Annotated in this window: 16 protein-coding genes, 2 tRNA genes and 1 pseudogene; 2 read left to right on the forward strand and 17 right to left on the reverse strand. The window is 63.9% G+C overall.

Features of this window, described 5'->3' with window-relative positions:
• Nucleotides 1-27: 27 nt before the first annotated feature.
• The 10 genes from nusA to rlmE all read right to left on the reverse strand — a co-directional run bounded on the left by nusA (nucleotide 28) and on the right by rlmE (nucleotide 8,951).
• Nucleotides 28-1,521 (reverse strand): transcription termination factor NusA, encoded by a 1,494-nt coding sequence (nusA, locus tag QWY74_RS02550; protein WP_264827585.1) that lies wholly within the window; start codon nucleotides 1,519-1,521, stop codon nucleotides 28-30.
• Nucleotides 1,522-1,561: 40 nt separating this feature from the next.
• Entirely contained in the window at nucleotides 1,562-2,023 is a 462-nt protein-coding gene (gene rimP, locus QWY74_RS02555; RefSeq protein ID WP_264827583.1) for a ribosome maturation factor RimP, read from the reverse strand.
• Between the two features lie 221 nt (nucleotides 2,024-2,244).
• Nucleotides 2,245-2,321 (reverse strand) — tRNA-Met (locus QWY74_RS02560).
• A gap of 119 nt (nucleotides 2,322-2,440) precedes the next feature.
• Nucleotides 2,441-2,527: transfer RNA gene (locus QWY74_RS02565), tRNA-Leu, on the reverse strand.
• Between the two features lie 26 nt (nucleotides 2,528-2,553).
• A complete protein-coding gene (gene secG / locus QWY74_RS02570) occupies nucleotides 2,554-2,916 on the reverse strand; it encodes a preprotein translocase subunit SecG (RefSeq protein ID WP_264827582.1) in 363 nt (120 codons plus the stop codon).
• Nucleotides 2,917-2,920: 4 nt separating this feature from the next.
• A complete protein-coding gene (gene tpiA, locus QWY74_RS02575; protein WP_264827581.1) occupies nucleotides 2,921-3,670 on the reverse strand; it encodes a triose-phosphate isomerase in 750 nt (249 codons plus the stop codon).
• Between the two features lie 47 nt (nucleotides 3,671-3,717).
• A complete protein-coding gene (gene glmM / locus QWY74_RS02580) occupies nucleotides 3,718-5,067 on the reverse strand; it encodes a phosphoglucosamine mutase (RefSeq protein WP_264827580.1) in 1,350 nt (449 codons plus the stop codon).
• Nucleotides 5,060-5,923, reverse strand: coding sequence for a dihydropteroate synthase (folP, locus tag QWY74_RS02585; RefSeq protein WP_435389109.1), 864 nt, complete (start codon nucleotides 5,921-5,923; stop codon nucleotides 5,060-5,062). Before folP ends, glmM begins: the two co-directional genes overlap by 8 nt.
• Nucleotides 5,924-6,064: 141 nt before the next feature.
• Entirely contained in the window at nucleotides 6,065-8,056 is a 1,992-nt protein-coding gene (gene ftsH / locus QWY74_RS02590) for an ATP-dependent zinc metalloprotease FtsH (RefSeq protein WP_264827577.1), read from the reverse strand.
• Between the two features lie 211 nt (nucleotides 8,057-8,267).
• On the reverse strand, nucleotides 8,268-8,951 hold the full coding sequence (gene rlmE, locus QWY74_RS02595) for a 23S rRNA (uridine(2552)-2'-O)-methyltransferase RlmE (RefSeq protein WP_264827576.1): 684 nt from the start codon (nucleotides 8,949-8,951) through the stop codon (nucleotides 8,268-8,270).
• 182 nt (nucleotides 8,952-9,133) lie between these two features.
• Here rlmE and yhbY point away from each other — a divergent pair, with 182 nt between their 5' ends.
• Nucleotides 9,134-9,460 carry a ribosome assembly RNA-binding protein YhbY gene (gene yhbY, locus QWY74_RS02600; protein ID WP_264827575.1) on the forward strand — a complete coding sequence of 109 codons (327 nt, stop codon included), beginning with the start codon at nucleotides 9,134-9,136 and terminating at the stop codon, nucleotides 9,458-9,460.
• A gap of 141 nt (nucleotides 9,461-9,601) precedes the next feature.
• On the opposite strand, the gene greA is transcribed toward yhbY, so the two are convergent.
• The 4 genes from greA to dapB all read right to left on the reverse strand — a co-directional run bounded on the left by greA (nucleotide 9,602) and on the right by dapB (nucleotide 15,563).
• Nucleotides 9,602-10,078 (reverse strand): transcription elongation factor GreA, encoded by a 477-nt coding sequence (gene greA / locus QWY74_RS02605; protein WP_264827573.1) that lies wholly within the window; start codon nucleotides 10,076-10,078, stop codon nucleotides 9,602-9,604.
• Nucleotides 10,075-13,305 (reverse strand): carbamoyl-phosphate synthase large subunit, encoded by a 3,231-nt coding sequence (gene carB / locus QWY74_RS02610; protein WP_264827571.1) that lies wholly within the window; start codon nucleotides 13,303-13,305, stop codon nucleotides 10,075-10,077. The genes greA and carB overlap by 4 nt, the downstream gene beginning before the upstream one ends.
• 57 nt (nucleotides 13,306-13,362) lie before the next feature.
• Nucleotides 13,363-14,511 (reverse strand): glutamine-hydrolyzing carbamoyl-phosphate synthase small subunit, encoded by a 1,149-nt coding sequence (gene carA / locus QWY74_RS02615; RefSeq protein WP_264827569.1) that lies wholly within the window; start codon nucleotides 14,509-14,511, stop codon nucleotides 13,363-13,365.
• Nucleotides 14,512-14,756: 245 nt separating this feature from the next.
• Nucleotides 14,757-15,563 carry a 4-hydroxy-tetrahydrodipicolinate reductase gene (gene dapB / locus QWY74_RS02620; protein WP_264827567.1) on the reverse strand — a complete coding sequence of 269 codons (807 nt, stop codon included), beginning with the start codon at nucleotides 15,561-15,563 and terminating at the stop codon, nucleotides 14,757-14,759.
• Between the two features lie 300 nt (nucleotides 15,564-15,863).
• On the opposite strand from dapB, the pseudogene QWY74_RS02625 reads away from it, so the two are divergent.
• Nucleotides 15,864-16,692: pseudogene (locus tag QWY74_RS02625) on the forward strand (esterase-like activity of phytase family protein).
• Here the strand turns inward: QWY74_RS02625 and QWY74_RS02630 are convergent.
• The 3 genes from QWY74_RS02630 to dnaJ all read right to left on the reverse strand — a co-directional run bounded on the left by QWY74_RS02630 (nucleotide 16,687) and on the right by dnaJ (nucleotide 19,250).
• Complete coding sequence (locus QWY74_RS02630; RefSeq protein WP_264827565.1) at nucleotides 16,687-17,574, reverse strand: DMT family transporter; 888 nt, start codon at nucleotides 17,572-17,574, stop codon at nucleotides 16,687-16,689. The pseudogene QWY74_RS02625 and the gene QWY74_RS02630 sit on opposite strands and share 6 nt — an antisense overlap.
• A gap of 3 nt (nucleotides 17,575-17,577) precedes the next feature.
• Nucleotides 17,578-17,859 carry a DUF2218 domain-containing protein gene (locus tag QWY74_RS02635; protein WP_264827563.1) on the reverse strand — a complete coding sequence of 94 codons (282 nt, stop codon included), beginning with the start codon at nucleotides 17,857-17,859 and terminating at the stop codon, nucleotides 17,578-17,580.
• Between the two features lie 254 nt (nucleotides 17,860-18,113).
• Entirely contained in the window at nucleotides 18,114-19,250 is a 1,137-nt protein-coding gene (gene dnaJ, locus QWY74_RS02640) for a molecular chaperone DnaJ (RefSeq protein ID WP_264827562.1), read from the reverse strand.
• Nucleotides 19,251-19,318: the final 68 nt, after the last annotated feature.

A 19,318-nucleotide genomic window follows, 5' to 3' on the forward strand; every position in this document is an offset into this window, starting at 1 on the left:
ACGACCCTCCTCAGCCCGTGACCCGTATTACTGTTCGTTCTCGAACCATGGCGCGCGGGCGGTCATGATCAGTGACGCAGCGCGCTCGTCGTCCAGTTCTTCGATATCGGTCAGATCATCGACAGACTGCTCGGCGAGATCCTCCATGGTGACGATGCCCCGACTGGCCAGGATGAAGGCCAGATGGCGCTCCATGCCGTCCATCGCCAGCAGGTCGTCGGCCGGCTGGGCGCCATCGAGCTCTTCCTCGGAAGCGATGGCCAGGTTCAACAACTCGTCCTTGGCTCGCGCACGCAGTTCCTCGATGAGCTCTTCGTCCAGCTCTTCGATTTCCAGCATTTCCTCCACCGGGACGTAGGCGACTTCTTCCAGTGACGTGAAGCCCTCCTCGACCAGCAGACGCGCCACATCCTCGTCGACGTTGAGATGTTGAATGAAGTACTCGACCAGGCTATCGACTTCCTGATCACGCTTGCTCTCGGCTTCCGCCTCGGTCATGACGTTGATACGCCAGCCGGTCAGCTCAGTGGCCAGGCGAACGTTCTGACCGCTGCGGCCGATGGCCTGGGCCAGATTATCTTCGCCGACCGCGACGTCCATGGCATGCGCGTCCTCGTCCACCAGTATGGACGCCACGTCCGCCGGCGCCATGGCATTGATGACCAGCTGAGCGGGATTGTCGTCCCACATCACGATGTCCACACGCTCGTTCTGAAGCTCCGTGGAGACCGCCTGCACACGCGACCCACGCATGCCGACACAGGCTCCGACCGGGTCGATACGGCGATCATTGGTCTTGACCGCGATCTTGGCGCGAGAGCCGGGATCGCGTGCCGCGCCCTTGATCTCGATAAGCTGCTCGGCGATCTCCGGCACCTCGATCTTGAACAGCTCGATGATCAACTGTGGCGCGATGCGCGACAGGATCAGCTGAGCACCCCGTGCCTCGGGGTCGACCTTGGTCAAGAGGGCACGCACTCGCTCGTTCATGCGGTAGCGCTCGCCGGGGATCATTTCGCTGCGTGGCAGGAATGCCTCGGCGTTATCCCCTAGATCAATGATCAGGCCGTCGCGTGTCGTCTTCTTGACAATGCCGGCCACCAGCTCGCCTTCACGCTCGGCATACAGGCTGACGACCTCGGCGCGTTCGGCGTCGCGGACCTTCTGCACGATGACCTGCTTGGCGGTCTGGGCGGCAATGCGACCGAAGGTGGCATTCTCGATCTGCTCCTCGACCACATCTCCGAGGCCCAACGGCGGATCGCGCCGCTCGGCATAGGTCAGCTTGATTTGGGCATCCGGACCATCAAAGTCATCATCCTCAACCACCTCCCAGCGACGGAAGGTTTCATAGTCCCCAGTGCGTCGATCAATACGCACGCGCACGCTAGCTTCCTCGTCCTCGAAGCGCTTGCGCGAGGCGCTGGCCAAAGCGGTCTCGACCGCCTCGAAAATCACTTCGCGCGGGACCCCCTTTTCATTGGAGATCGCGTCGACGACCGCCAGAATCTCTTTACTCATGACTTAGCCTCGCCAGAAAACCCGTCCTTGTACATCAACATCACGAACCGAACCGCGGCACGATGCGCGCCTGATCGATGCCTTCGATGGGAAAGCAATATTCCTCGCCGTCGAGCTGCAACAGCACCTCGTCACCTTCAACACCAGCCAGCAGTCCCTGAAACTTGCGGCGCCCATCGAAGGGCGTGCGCAGCTTCAGGGCAACGCTGTGGCCGGCATAACGCTCGAATTGTTCGAGGGAAAAAAGCGGCCTGTCCATGCCGGGCGAAGACACCTCGAGCCGGTACTCACCGGCAATCGGGTCCTCGACATCCAGCACGGCACTGACCTGACGACTGATATCGGCGCAATCATCCACCCCCACACCGTTGGCATGGTCGATGTAGACCACCAGTCGAGAGTGCTTGCCCTGGGACAGATAATCGATGCCCCACAGCTCGAACCCCATGGACGTGACGACCGGCTCGATCAGCGCTTTCAGCGCGGTATCCTTGGTTGCCATGGAAGAAAGCTCCTACAGCCGTTGCATCAGGCACCTGGCCAGGAGTCAACAATGGAGTCAGGTGGCTGATGGGCGTTGTACCGGGTCAGCTTTCGAGTTGCGTCGTCAAGCTGGCCGCTAACAAAAAGCCCCTTCACAGGAAGGGGCTTTTACAAGAAACCTGTATACCACTTCGGCATTATTGGCATGCAAAACGCATTGCTGCATACCTGCCAGGAAGATGGTAGCGGGGACCGGATTTGAACCGATGACCTTCGGGTTATGAGCCCGACGAGCTACCAGACTGCTCCACCCCGCATCAATCTAGGCCAGTGATTGTATGCCTGAAGCCTTCCGGCGTCAAGCTACAACGCTACCGCTTCGCCAATCCTGCTACTGAGGTCGAAACAGGGCAATCAGACCCTGTTCGATGTCAGATGGTGCCGAAGGCGGGACTTGAACCCGCACGACCGTAAGGCCACTACCCCCTCAAGATAGCGTGTCTACCAATTCCACCACTTCGGCATCAGGGGACGTCTGGAATCGGCGTATCAGTTACCGCCTTCCTCCAGCACTGGCGCAGCATTATCCCCGCCATTATCCCCTTCGTCAAGGGTCGAGGAGGTATTTTGCTGCTCGATCAGCTGGGCATCGGGAATCCCGGTCTCGACTGGGGCTTCGCCCGCCTGGGAGGCCAGGTAAGCCAGTGCCAGGGAGGTCGCGAAGAAAGCCGCCGCCAGCAACGCCGTGGCGCGGGCCAGGAAGTTGCCACTGCCGCGGGAACCGAACACGGTCTGGGAAGCGCCGCCACCGAAGGAGGCGCCGGCATCGGCACCCTTGCCCTGCTGCAGCAGGATAAGGGCAACCAGGGCGATGGCGATCGCCACGTGGATCATGAGAAGAGCAACTTGCATGGATTCAACCTGCTGACTGACAAATGGCTAGGAAATCGTCGATCTTGAGAGAAGCACCACCGATCAGGCCACCATCGATATCCGGCTGGGCCAGAAGATCGGCGGCATTATCGGCCTTCATGCTGCCGCCGTAGAGCAGCGGCATGGCCTCGGCGAGCGCTTCGTCGTGGCTCGCCAGACGCCGACGGATGGCGGCGTGCATCGCCTGGGCCTGCTCGGGGGTCGCGGTACGTCCGGTGCCGATGGCCCACACCGGCTCATAGGCAACCACCAGCTGCTGACGCTGTACCGGGTCCAGCCCGGCGAGCACGGCATCCAGCTGGCCGAGCACCACGCCCTCGCTGCGCTCGGCATCGCGTTCTTCCAGGGTCTCCCCCAGGCACAGCAGCGGCCGCAAACCGGCCTCCAGAGCACGGCGAACGCGCGCCAGCACGGCGGTATCGTCCTCGCCGAACAGCGTACGCCGCTCGGAGTGCCCCACCAGCACCAGACTGGCGCCCAGCTCGCGCAGCATCTCGCCGCTGACCTCGCCGGTGTAGGCCCCGGAAGCCTGGTCACTGAGGGTCTGAGCCCCCACGGCAGCACGGCTGCCTGCCAAGGAGCGAGCCGCGGCCTCCAGGTAGGGGAAGGGAACCATCAGGGCAACATCGAGCTGCGGTGGCAGGTCAGCATCGCTCAGGGCCCGGCCGAAGGTCTCGACCAGGCTGAGGGAACCATTCATCTTCCAGTTGCCGGCAATCAGCGGCGTAGGCATGTGACATCCTCTTCAAGGTGGGCCGAAATGGTATAGGAGCGGCTTTGTCAAGACAACATGTGCTCGACATCATCGGCCAGACGCCGGGCCAGCGCCTGGACATCCAGATGCGGTCGTCCCTCTACCATGACACGAATGAGCGGCTCGGTGCCCGAGGGCCGCAACAGCACGCGACCCTGGTCGCCAAGCTCGCTTTCCAGTGCGGCCACGGCGTCCTTGAGGGCCGGCTGCTCCATCAGTGCCTTGGCATCGGCGCCAGCCGGCAGCCGCACATTGACCAGGGCCTGAGGGGCCTTTTCCAGCCCGCACAACAGCTGGCCCAGGGTCTTGTCCTCGCGCGCCATGATGGACAGCACCTGGAGGGCGGACACGATACCGTCACCGGTGGTCTGTACATGACCACAGACGATATGCCCGGAGGACTCACCGCCCAGCTGCCAGTCATGCGCGGCCATGCGTTCGATCACATAGCGGTCGCCGACCTTCGCGCGCTCGAAGGGAATGCCCATTCCCTCGAGGGCGGTGGCCAGGCCGAAGTTGCTCATCAGGGTGCCGACCACGCCGCCGCCCAGCTCGCCCCGCGAATGACGATCCCGGGCGATCATGTAGAGGATGTCATCGCCATCGATCTCGCGGCCATCGGCATCGACCAGCAGCACGCGGTCGCCGTCGCCGTCGAAGGCCACCCCGAGGTCGGCGCCCTCGCGGATCACCGCCGCGCGCAGTGCCGCCGGCTGGGTCGAGCCGACTTCATGGTTGATGTTGAGACCGTCAGGATTGGCACCGATCAGGCTGACTTCGGCGCCCAGCTCGCGGAACACACTGGGCGCGATGTGGTAGGTGGCGCCATGGGCACAGTCGACCACCATGCGCAGTCCGTGCAGATTGACGCGATTGGGGATCGTCGACTTGCAGAACTCGATATAACGGCCCGGCGCATCATCCACGCGCCGCGCCTTGCCGAGCGCACCCGGCGCCACCGTGGTCAGCGGCTGGTCGAGCATGCTCTCAACGCGTTCCTCGACGGCATCCTCCAGCTTGACCCCTTCGGCGGAGAAGAACTTGATGCCGTTGTCGACAAAGGCATTGTGCGACGCCGAGATGACAATACCGGCATCGGCGCGAAAGGTGCGCGTCAAGTAGGCGATGCCCGGGGTCGGCATCGGGCCGAGCAAGGCCACATCGACCCCCGCTGCCGAAAGGCCGGACTCCAGCGCCGATTCGAACATGTAGCCCGAAATCCGCGTGTCCTTGCCGATCAGCACCCTGGCCTGGCCCAGGTCACGCCGCAGCACCTGACCGGTCGCCCAGCCAAGCTTGAGCATGAAGTCGGCCGTGATGGGCGCTTCGCCGACGGTTCCACGGATGCCGTCCGTGCCAAAGTATCGTCTAGTCATTGTCGCAACCTTCCTTGAGTACGGCCCAGGCCATGTTGACAGCATCCACGTGGGGCCCTACATCGTGGACGCGCAGGAGGCGAGCACCCCGCTCGACCGCCATGGCGGACAACGCCAAACCGCCCGACAGCCGCTCTTCCACCGGCCGTTCCAACACCTTGCCGATCATGCTCTTGCGCGACATGCCGACCAGAATCGGCAGATCCAGTGCCGTTAGACGGTCCATGTGTTTCAACAGTCGTAGATTATGCTCCACGGTCTTGGCAAAACCAAAACCGGGGTCGATCAGCAATCGTTCACGACGCAGCCCCGCCGCCTCGCAGGCGGCCACGCGAGCCGCCAGGAATTCGGCCACGGCCTCCTCGACCGGCTGATCGTAATGGGGCGCATCCTGCATGTCGCCCGGTTCACCGAGCATATGCATCAGACACACCGGCAGGCCCGTCGTCGCGGCGGCCCGCATGGCCCCCTCACGCCGCAGGTTGCGGACATCATTGAGCATGCCGGCCCCTGCATTGGCCACTTCATGCATGACCTCGGGCGAGCTGGTATCCACCGAGACCAGGGCGTCCAGGTCACGCACCAGGGCTTCGACCACCGGCATGACGCGATCGAGCTCCTGCTGAAGCGGCACAGCAACCGCCCCGGGACGCGTCGACTCACCCCCCACATCGATGATCGAGGCACCCTCGGCGAGCATTCGCTCGGCCCGACGCCGCGCATCATCCAAGGCAACGTGATGCCCGCCGTCCGAAAACGAATCGGGGGTGACATTGAGCACGCCCATGACATGGGGAAAGGAGAGATCCAGGCGGTGGCGGCCGCATTGCAGGGTGGAAGCGGGTCTGGTGAACATCATCATCCTGAGTAAAGCGTGGGGCCGGCGCAGCGACTGTGTCGCAGGGTGGCTCCGGCATTGACCGGGGCTGGGTGCAACAACCCCAACGAAAAAGGCGCCCCGCAGGGCGCCTGAGTATCCATCGAGACGGGCGCCGGGTCAGGTTCCAGCCGGCCCTCCCAGCGGGTCGGATGGGCGACGCCGCGGGGTATCCTCGTCCGAATCCCCATCATCGGAATGACCATCGTCGGAGGACGCTTCCGGGGCCTGATTCTCGTCGCCGGCACCGGTTACGGGCGAGCCACCACCGGAGCCACCATCTTCCCAGTCCTCAGGTGGCTTTGGGTCACGGCCTTCCATGATGTCCTTGAGCTGACTGTGATCGATGGTCTCGTACTTGACCAGCGCCTCGGCCATGGCATCCAGCTTGTCGCGGTTGTCCTCGAGAATCTGACGGGCCTGCTGGTAGCACTCGTCGATGATGCGGCGCACTTCCTTGTCGAGACGCGTGGTGGTCTCGCCGGACTTCAGCATGCCGCCCTGATTGCCGCCACCGAGGAACTGGTGCGACTCGTCCTCGTCGTACATGATCGGCCCCATCTCGTCGGACAGCCCCCACTTGGCGACCATGTTGTGTGCCAACTCGGTTGCCCGCTTGATGTCGTTCGAGGCCCCGGTGGTCACGCCATTGGCTCCGAGCGTCATTTCCTCGGCGATACGGCCACCGAACAGCGAGCAGATCTGGCTGATGATCTGCTGCCGCGACAGGCTGTAGCGATCCTCGTCCGGCAGGAACATGGTCACGCCCAGAGCGCGGCCACGCGGGATGATCGTGACCTTGTAAACCGGATCATGCTCGGGCATCACCAGGCCGATAATGGCATGGCCGGACTCGTGATAGGCCGTGTTCAGCTTATCCTTCTCGGTCATGACCATGGAGCGGCGCTCGGAGCCCATCATGATCTTGTCCTTGGCCATCTCCAGTTCATCCATGCCAACCAGGCGCTTGTTACCGCGAGCGGCAAACAAGGCTGCCTCGTTGACCAGGTTGGCCAGGTCGGCACCGGAGAAGCCGGGGGTGCCACGAGCGATGTAGGTCGGCTTGACGTCATCGGCCAGGGGCACCTTGCGCAGGTACACATTAAGGATGTGCTCGCGACCGCGGATATCCGGCAACGGCACGGTCACCTGGCGGTCGAAGCGGCCGGGACGCAGCAGGGCGGGGTCGAGCACGTCCGGACGGTTGGTCGCGGCAATCACGATGATGCCCTCATTGGCCTCGAAGCCGTCCATCTCGACCAGCAGCTGGTTGAGGGTCTGCTCGCGTTCGTCGTTACCACCGCCCATGCCGGCACCGCGCGAGCGGCCCACGGCATCGATCTCGTCGATGAAGATGATGCAGGGCGACTGCTTCTTGGCCTGTTCGAACATGTCACGTACGCGGGACGCGCCGACACCCACGAACATTTCCACGAAGTCCGAACCGGAGATCGAGAAGAAAGGCACATTGGCCTCGCCGGCAATCGACTTGGCGAGCAGCGTCTTACCGGTACCCGGCGGGCCGACCATCAGCACGCCGCGCGGAATGGTGCCGCCCAGGCGCTGGAACTTGGTCGGATCACGCAGGAAGTCGACGAGCTCCTCAACCTCTTCCTTGGCCTCGTCACAACCGGCCACATCGGCAAAGGTGGTCTTGATCTGGTCCTGGGACAGCAGCTTGGCCTTGGACTTGCCGAAGCTCATCGGCCCGCCCTTGCCACTGCCGCCGCCCTGCATCTGGCGCATGAAGAAGATGAAGATCGCCAGGATCAACAGAATCGGGAAGCTGGCAATCAACAGACGCGTCCACAGGCTTTGCTGCTCGGGCTTTTTGCCGACCACGGTGACATCATGGGCCAGCAGATCATCCATCAGCTTGGGGTCTTCCGTCGCCGGACGAATGGTCTGGAACTCGGATCCATCGCTGCGCTGGCCACGAATGGTGTAGCCATCAATGGTCACGCTCTCGACCTGCTCGTTTTGCACCTGCTCGACGAACTGAGAATAGTTCATCGTCTGCGGTGATTCCTCGACACTGAAATTGTTGAACACCGTCAGCAGAACCGCCGCGATGACCAACCACAAAATCAGGTTCTTCGCCATATCGTTCAAGGGACTACCCTCATTGCAAGAATCCGTCGGCCGAATACGCCTAGTGTTTCGACACTACATCAGGGCACATGTTCAGTCAGGACCTGGCCGCTGGTCCACACCATGCCTACCTACTGTGGCATATTTGCCACGCCTTGTCCGGCCATTGACCCATTAGCATGTATCTATCGATCTGGCCTTGCCCAGAGCCACCATCCATGTGCCGGCCGCCTCAACCACGGAACCCTTCCGCCAGCAGATAGACCTCGCGCGACCGCGCCCGCGAGGCTTCCGGCTTGCGGGTCACCACGCGCTTGAAATCCCCCCGCAGCTCCTTCAGGTAGCCATCAAAGCCTTCCCCCTGAAACACCTTGGCGAGGAAGCTGCCACCCGGAGAGAGCGTCTGACGGGCCAGATCCAACGCTAGCTCGACCAGATACATGGCCTGCGGCTGATCGATTGCCGCCATGCCGCTCATGTTGGGGGCCATGTCGGACATCACAAGGTCCACCGGACGTTTTTCCAGACGTGTCAATATCTCATCGAGCACGCTCTCCTCGGTGAAGTCGCCCTGCACAAAATCGACGCCGGCCAGAGCGTCCATCTCGAGAATATCGGACGCGATCACTCGCCCCTTGTCGCCCACCTTGTCGGCCGCGACCTGACTCCAGCCACCCGGTGCGGCACCGAGGTCGATGATCGTCATGCCCGGGCGCAACAGCTTGTCCTTGTCATGGATTGCCAGCAGCTTGTAGCTGGCCCGGCTGCGATAACCATCCTGCCAGCTCTGCTGCACATAGGGGTCATCAAAGTGCTCTTTCTGCCAATCGTTGCGCGCTCGGCCAGCGCCACTCGACGAGGCACGCTTGCCCGACGAGTCCTTAAGCCTGGCGCGAGAGTCATGCGAAGATGCCACGGCATCACCTGTAACAATGAGCTGGATGACGGGCGTTAAAGCGAAGTCGGGAAACAAAACAACAGAATGCCGACCGGGGCACCCGAACGCCCAGCATAATATCCCGATAATGCGGTTTCACTACGACGCGATACCCCGTAACATGGGCGCGCAGCGCGTCAACCGGGATGAATCAAGATACCATGAGCTTGTCACAGGCACAAAAGAAAGCACTTCGCAGCATCGGCCACCACCTCGACCCCGTGGTCATGGTGTCGGAGAACGGCATTTCAGACGGCGTGGTCGCCGAACTGAACCGCGCGCTCACCGACCATGAACTGATCAAGGTCAAGCTGGCACTGCCCGAACGCGAGGACCGCACCGCGATGATCGAGGAACTGCTCGACGCCAGCGGCGCGGAGCTGATCCAGAAGATCGGCAAGGTCGCCCTGCTCTACCGCCACAACCCGCAGGTCAACCCGAAGCTCTCCAACATCAAACGCTTCGAGAATCATCACGGCCGACGCTGAAGCCGCTAGCCACGAGAGGCGAGACGCGAACCCCACGAAAAAGCCCGCGGCATGACCGCGGGCTTTTTTGCTCGTAGCTCGTAGCTCGTAGCTCGTAGCTCGTAGCTCGTAGCTCGTAGCTCGTAGCTCGTAGCTCGTAGCTCAGAGATGCTCCACACTGGAGATCTCGTACTCGACGTCGCCGCCGGGGGTGCGCACCAGCACCGTGTCGCCTTCTTCCTTGCCGATCAGGGCGCGGGCGATGGGCGAGGTCACGGAGATCAGGCCGGCCTTGATATCGGCCTCGTCTTCGCCAACGATCCGGTAGGTCACTTCTTCATCATTATCGAGATTGATGAGCTCGACTGTAACACCGAAGATCACCTTGCCGGTTCTGGGCAGCTTGGTGACATCGATGACCTGAGCGTTCGAGAGCTTGCCCTCGATTTCCTGGATACGCCCCTCGATGAAGCCCTGCTGCTCGCGAGCCGCGTGGTACTCGGCGTTCTCCTTGAGGTCGCCATGCTCACGCGCCTCGGCGATGGCGGCGATGACGTTGGGCCGCGCTTCACCCTTGAGGTTCTCGAGCTCTTCGCGCAGACGCTGCTCACCGACGATGGTCATCGGGACCTTGTTCATTGACTGACTCCTGCATGCAGTTCCTGTAACCGCCGCACCGTGATGGCATTTCCATATTCGAGCGCCAGACAAACGGCATTGGCCCCGGCCAGCGTCGTGGCATAGGGCACTTTCCGGGCCAGGGCTGTGCGGCGGATCACCGAGGAATCATTGATGGCCTGGCGGCCCTCGGTGGTGTTGACGATATAGGCGATCTCGTCGTTCTTGAGCAGATCGACGATATGCGGCCGGCCTTCATATACCTTGTTGACGACTTCAACGGGCAGTTCGGCCTCTTTCAGGGCCGCTGCCGTGCCGCGTGTCGCGCATAGGGTGAACCCCAATTTTAACAGAGAGCGCGCCACCTCGATAACACCCGATTTATCCGGCTCGCGCACCGAGAGGAAGGCCTTGCGATCCCCGTCAAGGGCCGGGATGGCCTCGCCGGCCCCCAGCTGGGCCTTGTAGAAGGCCTCGGCAAAGGTCTCCCCGCTGCCCATGACCTCGCCGGTGGACTTCATTTCCGGCGACAGGATGGGGTCGACGCCGGGGAACTTGTTGAACGGGAAGACCGCCTCCTTGACGCTGTAGAAGTGCGGCATGAGCTCTGTCGCGAAGCCCTGGTCGGCAAGCGATACGCCAGCCATGCAGCGCGCCGCCACCTGCGCCAGCGAGGTGCCGATGCACTTCGACACGAAGGGCACGGTGCGCGAGGCCCGCGGGTTGACCTCGATGACGTGGATCTCGCCATCCTGCCAGGCCAGCTGCACGTTCATCAGGCCCTTGACGCCCAGCTCCACGGCCATGCGCTTGACCTGGTTGCGCATCTCGTTCTGGACATCGACCGGCAGCGAATAGGGCGGCAGAGCACAGGCCGAGTCGCCGGAGTGCACCCCGGCCTGCTCGATGTGCTGCATGATGCCGCCGATCACCACCTGCGTGCCGTCGGAAACCGCATCGATGTCGACCTCGATGGCCGCGTTCAGGAAGTGGTCGAGCAGCACCGGCGAGTCATTGGAGACCTTGACCGCGTGGGTCATGTAGTTCTCGAGCTCGGACGCATCATAGACGATCTCCATGGCCCGGCCGCCCAGCACATAGGAGGGCCGCACTACCAGCGGATAGCCGATGGCCTCGGCCTTGGAGAAGGCTTCCTCGAAGCTGCGCGCCGTGGCATTGGGCGGCTGCTTGAGATCCAGCTTGTGAATCATCTCCTGGAAACGCTCCCGATCTTCCGCCCGGTCGATGGCATCCGGCGTGGTGCCGATGATTGGCACACCGGCGGCCTCGAGTTCGCGCGCCAGCTTGAGCGGGGTCTGCCCGCCGAACTGCACGATGACGCCCGCCGGTTTCTCCTTGTCGGCGATCTCGAGCACGTCTTCCAGGGTCACCGGATCGAAGTAGAGCCGGTCGGAAGTGTCATAGTCGGTGGAGACGGTCTCCGGGTTGCAGTTGACCATGATGGTTTCATAGCCGTCATCACGCATGGCCAGCACCGCGTGCACGCAGCAATAGTCGAACTCGATGCCTTGGCCGATGCGGTTGGGGCCGCCCCCCAGCACCATGATCTTGGGGCGCTCGGAGACCTCGGCCTCGCACTCCTCTTCATAGCTGGAATACATGTAGGCGGTATCGGTGGCGAACTCGGCGGCGCAGGTGTCCACGCGCTTGTAGACCGGGCGGATGCCGGCCGCCTGGCGCGCCTTGCGGAAATCCTTCTCGGCCACGCTCAGCAGTTTCGCCAGCCGCGCATCGGAAAAGCCCTTGCGCTTCAGCGCGAAGAACTCGCGTGCCGTCAGCTCGGACAGCGAGCGTTTGGCCAGGTCAGCCTCGCAGTGCACCAGGTCCTCGAGCTGCACCAGGAACCAGCGGTCGATATTGGTCAGACGGAATACTTCCTCGACCCCCAGCCCGGCGCGCAGGGCATCGGCCACATAGAAGATGCGCTCGGCGCCCGCGGCCTGCAGCTCACCCTTGATGAGGGCCATGGCATCGTCATTGAAGCGCGTGATCTTCGGGTCGAGGCCATCATTGCCGGTCTCCAGGCCGCGCAGCGCTTTCTGCAACGATTCCTGGAAGGTCCGGCCGATGGCCATGACCTCGCCCACCGACTTCATCTGGGTGGTCAGGCGGTCGTTGGCCTGGGGGAACTTCTCGAAGGTGAAGCGCGGAATCTTGGTGACCACATAGTCGATGGACGGCTCGAAGGAGGCCGGCGTGCGACCGCCGGTGATGTCATTCTGCAGCTCGTCCAGGGTATAGCCGACGGCCAGCTTGGCGGCGATCTTGGCGATCGGGAAGCCGGTCGCCTTGGACGCCAGCGCCGAGGAGCGCGAGACGCGCGGGTTCATCTCGATGACCACCACGCGGCCGGTCTGCGGGTCCACGCCGAACTGCACGTTGGAACCGCCGGTCTCCACGCCGATCTCGCGCAACACCGCCAGCGAGGCGTCGCGCATGATCTGGTATTCCTTGTCGGTCAGCGTCTGCGCCGGCGCCACGGTGATCGAGTCGCCGGTATGCACGCCCATGGGATCGAAGTTCTCGATGGCACAGACGATGATGCAGTTGTCGTTCTTGTCGCGAACGACCTCCATCTCGTATTCCTTCCAGCCCAGCAGCGACTCATCGATCAACAACTCATGGTTGTTGGAAAGCTCGAAGCCGCGGGTGCAGATTTCCTTGAACTCTTCCTTGTTGTAGGCCACCCCGCCGCCGGAGCCGCCCATGGTGTAGGAAGGCCGAATGATCACCGGGAAGCCCAGCTCGCCCTGGATCTCCCAGGCCTCGTCCATGCTGTGGGCCACCTTGGCCTTGGGGCATTCCAGGTTGATGCGCCGCATGGCCTGGTCGAAGAGGTCGCGGTCCTCGGCCATGTTGATGGCATCCGCGTTGGCACCGATCATTTCGACGCCGTGTTTGGCCAGCACGCCATGCTTGTCGAGGTCCAGGGCGCAGTTGAGCGCCGTCTGGCCGCCCATGGTGGGCAGGATGACATCCGGCTTTTCGGCCTCGATGATCTTCTCCACGGCCTGCCAGGTGATCGGCTCGATGTAGGTGGCATCGGCCATCACTGGGTCGGTCATGATGGTCGCCGGGTTGGAGTTGACCAGAATGACCCGGTAGCCCTCCTCGCGCAGCGCCTTGCAGGCCTGGGCGCCGGAGTAGTCGAATTCGCACGCCTGACCGATGACGATCGGGCCGGCGCCAATGATCAGGATGCTCTGGATGTCGGTACGCTTGGGCATGGTGCTTCCCGCTGAAATAAGGTGACGGTGGCGACGTGTCTCGAATCCGGCCGAGGCTCAGGCCTGGCGAGTCTTCATCATCTGGACAAAGCGGTCGAACAACGGCGACACATCCCGGGGGCCGGGGCTCGCTTCGGGGTGGCCCTGAAAGCTGAATGCCGGGCGGTCGGTGCGCTCGATGCCCTGCAGGGTGCCATCGAACAGTGAGCGATGCGTCGCGCGCAGGGTGGCCGGCAGCGTGGCCTCATCGGCGGCGAAGCCGTGGTTCTGGCTGGTGATCATCACCTGACCGCTGTCCAGATCCTGCACCGGATGGTTGGCGCCGTGGTGGCCGTGCCCCATCTTGACGGTGCGCGCGCCGCTGGCCAGCGCCAGCAACTGGTGGCCCAGGCAGATGCCGAAGACCGGGATCTCGGTCTCGAGGAACGCCTGGATGGCGCGGATGGCGTAGTCACAGGGCTCGGGGTCGCCCGGGCCGTTGGACAGGAAGATGCCGTCCGGTTGCATGTCCAGCACCTCGCGCGCCGATGTCTCGGCCGGCACCACGGTCAGGCGGCAGCCGCGCGAGGCCAGCATACGCAGGATGTTGTGCTTGGCACCGAAGTCGTAGGCCACCACATGATAGGGGCGCTCGCCCCGGGAGGTATCGGCGTAGCCCTTGCCCAGCGCCCACTCGCCCTGGGACCAGTCGTGGGCCTCGGCGCACGACACCACCCGGGCCAGGTCCATGCCCTTGAGGCCGGGAAAGGCCCGGGCCGCTTCCAGGGCACGTGCCGCGGCGTCCTCACCCTCGGCCGCCTCACCAGCGAGGATGGCGCCATTCAGTGAACCCTTGTCGCGCAGCAGGCGAGTCAGGCGGCGCGTGTCGATATCGGCGATCCCCAGGACGTTGTTGTCGGCGAGGTACTCGGACAATGACTGCTCGCAGCGGAAGCTGCTGGCCAGAAGCGGCAGGTCGCGGATGATCAGGCCGGCCGCGGCAATCGCGCCGGACTCCACGTCCACGTGATTGACGCCGGTATTGCCGATATGCGGATAGGTCAGGGTGACGATCTGACGGCTGTAGGAGGGGTCAGTGAGGATTTCCTGATAGCCCGTCATGGCCGTATTGAACACCACCTCACCGCTGGTTTGCCCATCGGCGCCAATGGCGGTGCCGTAAAACACGCTGCCATCTTCCAAGGCCAGTATCGCGGGTTTGTTCAATGCAACGTCCTCCCAGGTGAAAAGAGACAGCTCGCCAGCCACAGCACACGCACTCCGGGCCCCTCGATCAACAGCCGGCCCGTAAAAAAGCGGGACGAAACCCGACATGGAAGACCGGTTTCATCCCGCTTGTTGTCATTCGCTCGGAATGCTGGGCCGACGCAACAAGCGTTCGCGCGGCATATGCCGGCTGCCCGGCTAAAATTTGGGGGATTCTAAAGCATCCCGGCCATGACGACCACCCTTTACTCCAGACCGAGTACATCCTGCATGTCATAGCGGCCGGCAGGCTGCTCCATGACCCATCGCGCCGCGCGCACCGCGCCCTTGGCGAAAGTCATGCGGCTGGAGGCCTTGTGGGTGATCTCGACCCGCTCACCCTCGGTGGCAAACATCACGGTATGCTCACCGACGATATCGCCGGCACGCACGGTGGCAAAGCCGATCTCCTGGTCCGTGCGCGGCCCGCACTGCCCGACCCGCTGGAAGACGCCATACTCCTTGAGCGGGCGCTGCAGGGCATCGGCCATCACCTCGCCCATCTTCAGGGCCGTGCCGGAGGGCGCATCGACCTTGTGGCGGTGATGGGACTCGATGACCTCGATGTCATAGCCTTCGTCACCCAGCGCCCGGGCGGCGGTCTGCAACAGTTTCAGGGTCAGATTGACACCGACGCTCATGTTGGGAGCAAAGACCATGGGGACCCGGTCACGGTAGCCGTCCAGCTCGGCCTGCTCGGCCTCGGAGAGCCCGGTGGTGCCGATCACCATGCGCTTGCCGTGTGCGGCACACCAAGCCAGGTTATCCAGCGTGACCCGCGGCGCCGTGAAATCGATCAGCACATCGGCGTCATCGACGATCTGCGCCAGATCATCGACGGCGGCCACTCCCAGCCGGCCCTGACCGGAAAGCTCGCCAAGATCGGCGCCCACCAGCGAGCTGCCCGGCTCGACGACGCCCCCGGCCAGATGGGCCCCGGCATCCTGCTGCACGGCGTTGACCAGGGTGCGGCCCATGCGGCCGGCAACACCGACGATGGCAATTCGAGTCATGCAAAACTCCTGCGGTTGAGGGGAATCAAGATGAGCGAAGTATAACAACGCCGCCACGAGCCGTCGCGACGCATGCGCCAGGGGCTGCCCCGCCGCCAGGCCACCGCGAATGGCCGGGCCAGTGTGGCAGACTGACATCATCACCCTGAAAAACAGCGAGATGACGCCATGCCCCTTCCCTGGATGCCGCCCCCGCGCCTGCGCCGGCTGCTGGGCGCCAGCCTGCTGATGCTTGTCACCGCCGTGCTGGCCGGCTGCGCCGACCGTGTCCGCGCCATTCCACTGGCCGGCGAGGCGGTCATGGCTCGGTCACCGCTGGCACTCTGTGGCACCCTCGCCCTGCCCGACCGCTGGCCCGATGGCACCCCGGTCAATGGACTCTCCGACCTGGCGCTGGAAACGGATACCGGTCTCCTCTACCTGCTCTCGGATCGCGGGCGCCTGCATCGAGTACGACCCCAGTTCGACAATGGGCAGTTGAGCGGGCTGACCCCCATCGACAGCCAGCGGCTGCGCGACATTCGGGGTCGGCCCCTCGCCGGCGCAGACGCCGATGCCGAGTCCATGACCCTGATCGACGCCGCCAACGGCCAGGCGGGCGATACCGAGCTGTGGGTCAGTTTCGAGCGCGACCATCGCCTGCAACGCTTCGCCCCGGACGGCACTCCGTCCGCCGCAAGCCCGCACGGCAGGCCGCAATCAGGGCATGGAGGCCATGACCCGGCACCCGACAAACGGGCTCATCCTGGGCCTGGAGGCCCCCACGGCCGGCGCCCCGGACAAGCAGACCCGGCTGTTCAGCCTGGACGGCGAGGCGTGGCATTACCCCCTGGCGGCGGCCAGCGGCAGCGCCCTGACCGAGCTCACGGCCGATGGCGACGAGCTGCTGGCACTCGAGCGTGCCTTCGCCCCGCCCGCCCCGCTGGTGATCAGCCTGCGCCGCGCCCGGCTCGGCGAACCGCCGCGGCTGGAGGTCGAGACCCTGGCCCGTTTTTCCAGCGCCGATGGCTGGTGGCTGGACAACATGGAAGGCATGACACGGCTCGACGACGGCCGCGTGCTGATCCTCAGCGATGACAACGCCAGGGCGCTGCAACGCACTCTGCTGGCGTGCATGGCGCCCTCATGAGGCGTCATGCCGCCACAACAGTACGATCGTCGCCAGCACCACGAGACTGCCGGGCCACCAGACCCAGGAGAGGCTCGCGGGCAGGGTCACGAACAGCACCAGCATCGAGACAAAGGGCACCAGATAGCCATAGGCGGTGATTGTCCCGGGCGTCAGCACCTGGGTGGCCCGCTGCATCAGCCAGAAGGTCAGAGCACTGGAGCACAACCCCAGATAGATCAACAGCAGGCCATCGCTCCAGCGCATCGTCCCCAGCCGGACCGCAGGTTCCACCAGCAGCCCCAGCAGGCCGATCAGCGCGCCGCCCAGCGCCAGGCTCCAGAAAGTACGCACCGCGGCCGACGCCGACAGCAGCCCAGCGTTGAGCCCCCATTTGGACACCACCGGGTACAGCGCCGAACACACACAGCCAGCGAAAAAGACCGCCTCACCCCGGCCCAGCTGCATCGTGCCACCCCGCACCCGCGCCTCGGCCAGCGCCAGCCCCAGGGCCCCGAGGGCGCCCAGCGCCAGGATCGCCGGCAGCCGCCAGGCAAGTTGCTCGACGCGCAGCAGCACGCCGAGGCCATATGCCAGCAGGGGCACACAGACATACAAAGTAGCCATGGACAGCGCCGTGGCATGATGCGCCGCCCAAAACATGCTGCCGAAGAAGCCGGCCAGGCAGAGGCCCATCACGCCGTAGACTGCTAGCCCTTGCCAGGCAGGCACGGCACCCTGGCCCCGCAGAGCCAGCGGCCACAGCCCCACACAGGCAATGGCAAAGCGCAGCGCGGTCAGCAGCATGGGCGGCAACTCACTCATCAGCCCGACGGCCGGAAACGACAGCCCCACCAGCACCGCCCAGCACAGCATACCCAGATGCGCGGCTCGCGCCGTCACGGCTCAGTTCTCCCAGATGATATCCAGCACCTCCTCGCCTGCCAGGCGTTCCATGTCACGCGCCACCAGGCCTTCGAGCTGATCCAGCCCTTCCTCGTCGAGCGACTCGACCGCGACGTGCAGCTTGTCCTCCTCGGGCTTCAGCAGGCAACTGCCTCTATCGAACTGGACCCGACTTTGCTCTGCCGACTGCTCGACCTCCTGATGCTGACCCCAGTGCTCGCAAAGCTGTCGAACCAGCTTGTTACCGGCCTCGGTGACGACTACCGCGCGTGAAATCGGCATAGGGCCGCTCCCCTCGATATTTATCAGCGAATGGACTGACACAGATTAAGACGCACGCCTCGCACAGCGCCACCCCAACTTCGCAGGCCTTGACCTCTCCCGTGGCGACCCTGTTCCGACGCCTCTTCGGCCTGCGCGCCGACGGCGGCCAGGGAAGGCAGACGAGCGGCCCGAGAGGTGAGCGAAACGACATGAAGAAGCCCCGCCTCCTTGCGGAGTACGGGGCCTCTGGGCGCCATCTCGTGAACCTGGCCTTACGGCTTCATGTCCTCGAAGAACTTCTTCACGCCGTCGAAGAAGTTGCTCTTCTTCGGCGAGTGATGGCTATTGCTGCCGTCTAGGCTGTCCTGGAACTTGCGCAGCAGGTCTTTCTGTTCCTCGCTGAGCTTGACCGGTGTCTCGACCTCGACGCGGCACAGCAGGTCGCCGGCAGGGCCGCCACGCACCGGCTTCACGCCCTTGCCCTTGAGGCGGAACATCTTGCCGGTCTGGGTCTCGGGCGGAATCTTCAGCTTGACCCGGCCGTCCAGAGTCGGCACCTCGAGCTCGCCGCCCAGGGTAGCGTCGACGAAGTTGATCGGCACCTCGCACTGGAGGTGGCGGCCTTCACGCTCGAAGATATGGTGCGGCTTGATGGCCACCTGAACGTAGAGATCGCCGGGCGGGCCACCGTTGATACCGGCCTCACCCTCGGCATTCAAACGAATGCGATCGCCGGTATCCACGCCGGCCGGGATCTTCACCGACAGTGTACGGGTCTCGCGTTCGCGGCCTTCGCCATTGCACTTGTGGCACGGCACCTTGATCTGCTGGCCGCTGCCGTGGCAGGTCGGGCAGGTCTGCTGCACGGCGAAAAAGCCCTGCTGCATCCGCACCTGGCCATGACCATGGCAGGTCGGGCAGGTTTCCTTGCTGGTGCCGGGCTCGGCGCCTTCACCATCACAGCGCTCGCACTCGATGTGGCGCGGCACGCGGATATCCACGCTGGTCCCGGCGACGGCACTCTCGAGGTCGACCTCGAGGTTGTAGCGCAGGTCACTGCCTCGCTGCGGCGCATTGGGATTACGGCGACCCCCGCCACCTCCGAAGATGTCACCGAAGACATCGCCGAAGATATCGCTGAAGCCACCGGCCCCGGCACCGCCGAAGCCACCACCAGCCTGACCGTCCACGCCCTCGTGACCGAACTGGTCATAGGCCGCACGCTTTTCGCTGTCGGTCAGGACCTCGTAGGCCTCGGAGACCTCACGAAATTTCTCCGCCGCGGTTTCATCGTCCGGATTGCGGTCCGGATGGTATTTCTGTGCCAGGCGGCGGTAGGCCTTCTTGATCTCTTTCTGATCGGCCCCGCGCTCGAGCCCCAGCACTTCGTAATAATCACGCTTGGACATGTGTCTGTCCGCCTCCATAGCGACGCGGCGCAAACACCAGCGCGGGAGTCGGGCTCCCGCGCTGGTAT

The organism is Halomonas almeriensis (assembly GCF_030409235.1).
In the GTDB taxonomy this organism is placed as follows: domain Bacteria; phylum Pseudomonadota; class Gammaproteobacteria; order Pseudomonadales; family Halomonadaceae; genus Halomonas; species Halomonas almeriensis.

Excerpts from the sequence above, each read along its gene's own strand:
- carB (WP_264827571.1), bottom strand. The coding sequence starts at position 13,305 with ATGCCCAAGCGTACCGACATCCAGAGCATCCTGATCATTGGCGCCGGC.
- secG (WP_264827582.1), bottom strand. The coding sequence starts at position 2,916 with ATGCAAGTTGCTCTTCTCATGATCCACGTGGCGATCGCCATCGCCCTG.
- dapB (WP_264827567.1), bottom strand. The coding sequence starts at position 15,563 with ATGACTCGAATTGCCATCGTCGGTGTTGCCGGCCGCATGGGCCGCACC.
- glmM (WP_264827580.1), bottom strand. The coding sequence starts at position 5,067 with ATGACTAGACGATACTTTGGCACGGACGGCATCCGTGGAACCGTCGGC.
- dnaJ (WP_264827562.1), bottom strand. The coding sequence starts at position 19,250 with ATGTCCAAGCGTGATTATTACGAAGTGCTGGGGCTCGAGCGCGGGGCC.
- greA (WP_264827573.1), bottom strand. The coding sequence starts at position 10,078 with ATGAACAAGGTCCCGATGACCATCGTCGGTGAGCAGCGTCTGCGCGAA.
- rimP (WP_264827583.1), bottom strand. The coding sequence starts at position 2,023 with ATGGCAACCAAGGATACCGCGCTGAAAGCGCTGATCGAGCCGGTCGTC.
- nusA (WP_264827585.1), bottom strand. The coding sequence starts at position 1,521 with ATGAGTAAAGAGATTCTGGCGGTCGTCGACGCGATCTCCAATGAAAAG.
- QWY74_RS02635 (WP_264827563.1), bottom strand. The coding sequence starts at position 17,859 with ATGCCGATTTCACGCGCGGTAGTCGTCACCGAGGCCGGTAACAAGCTG.
- yhbY (WP_264827575.1), top strand. The coding sequence starts at position 9,134 with ATGAGCTTGTCACAGGCACAAAAGAAAGCACTTCGCAGCATCGGCCAC.
- tpiA (WP_264827581.1), bottom strand. The coding sequence starts at position 3,670 with ATGCCTACGCCGCTGATTGCCGGCAACTGGAAGATGAATGGTTCCCTC.
- folP (WP_435389109.1), bottom strand. The coding sequence starts at position 5,923 with ATGTTCACCAGACCCGCTTCCACCCTGCAATGCGGCCGCCACCGCCTG.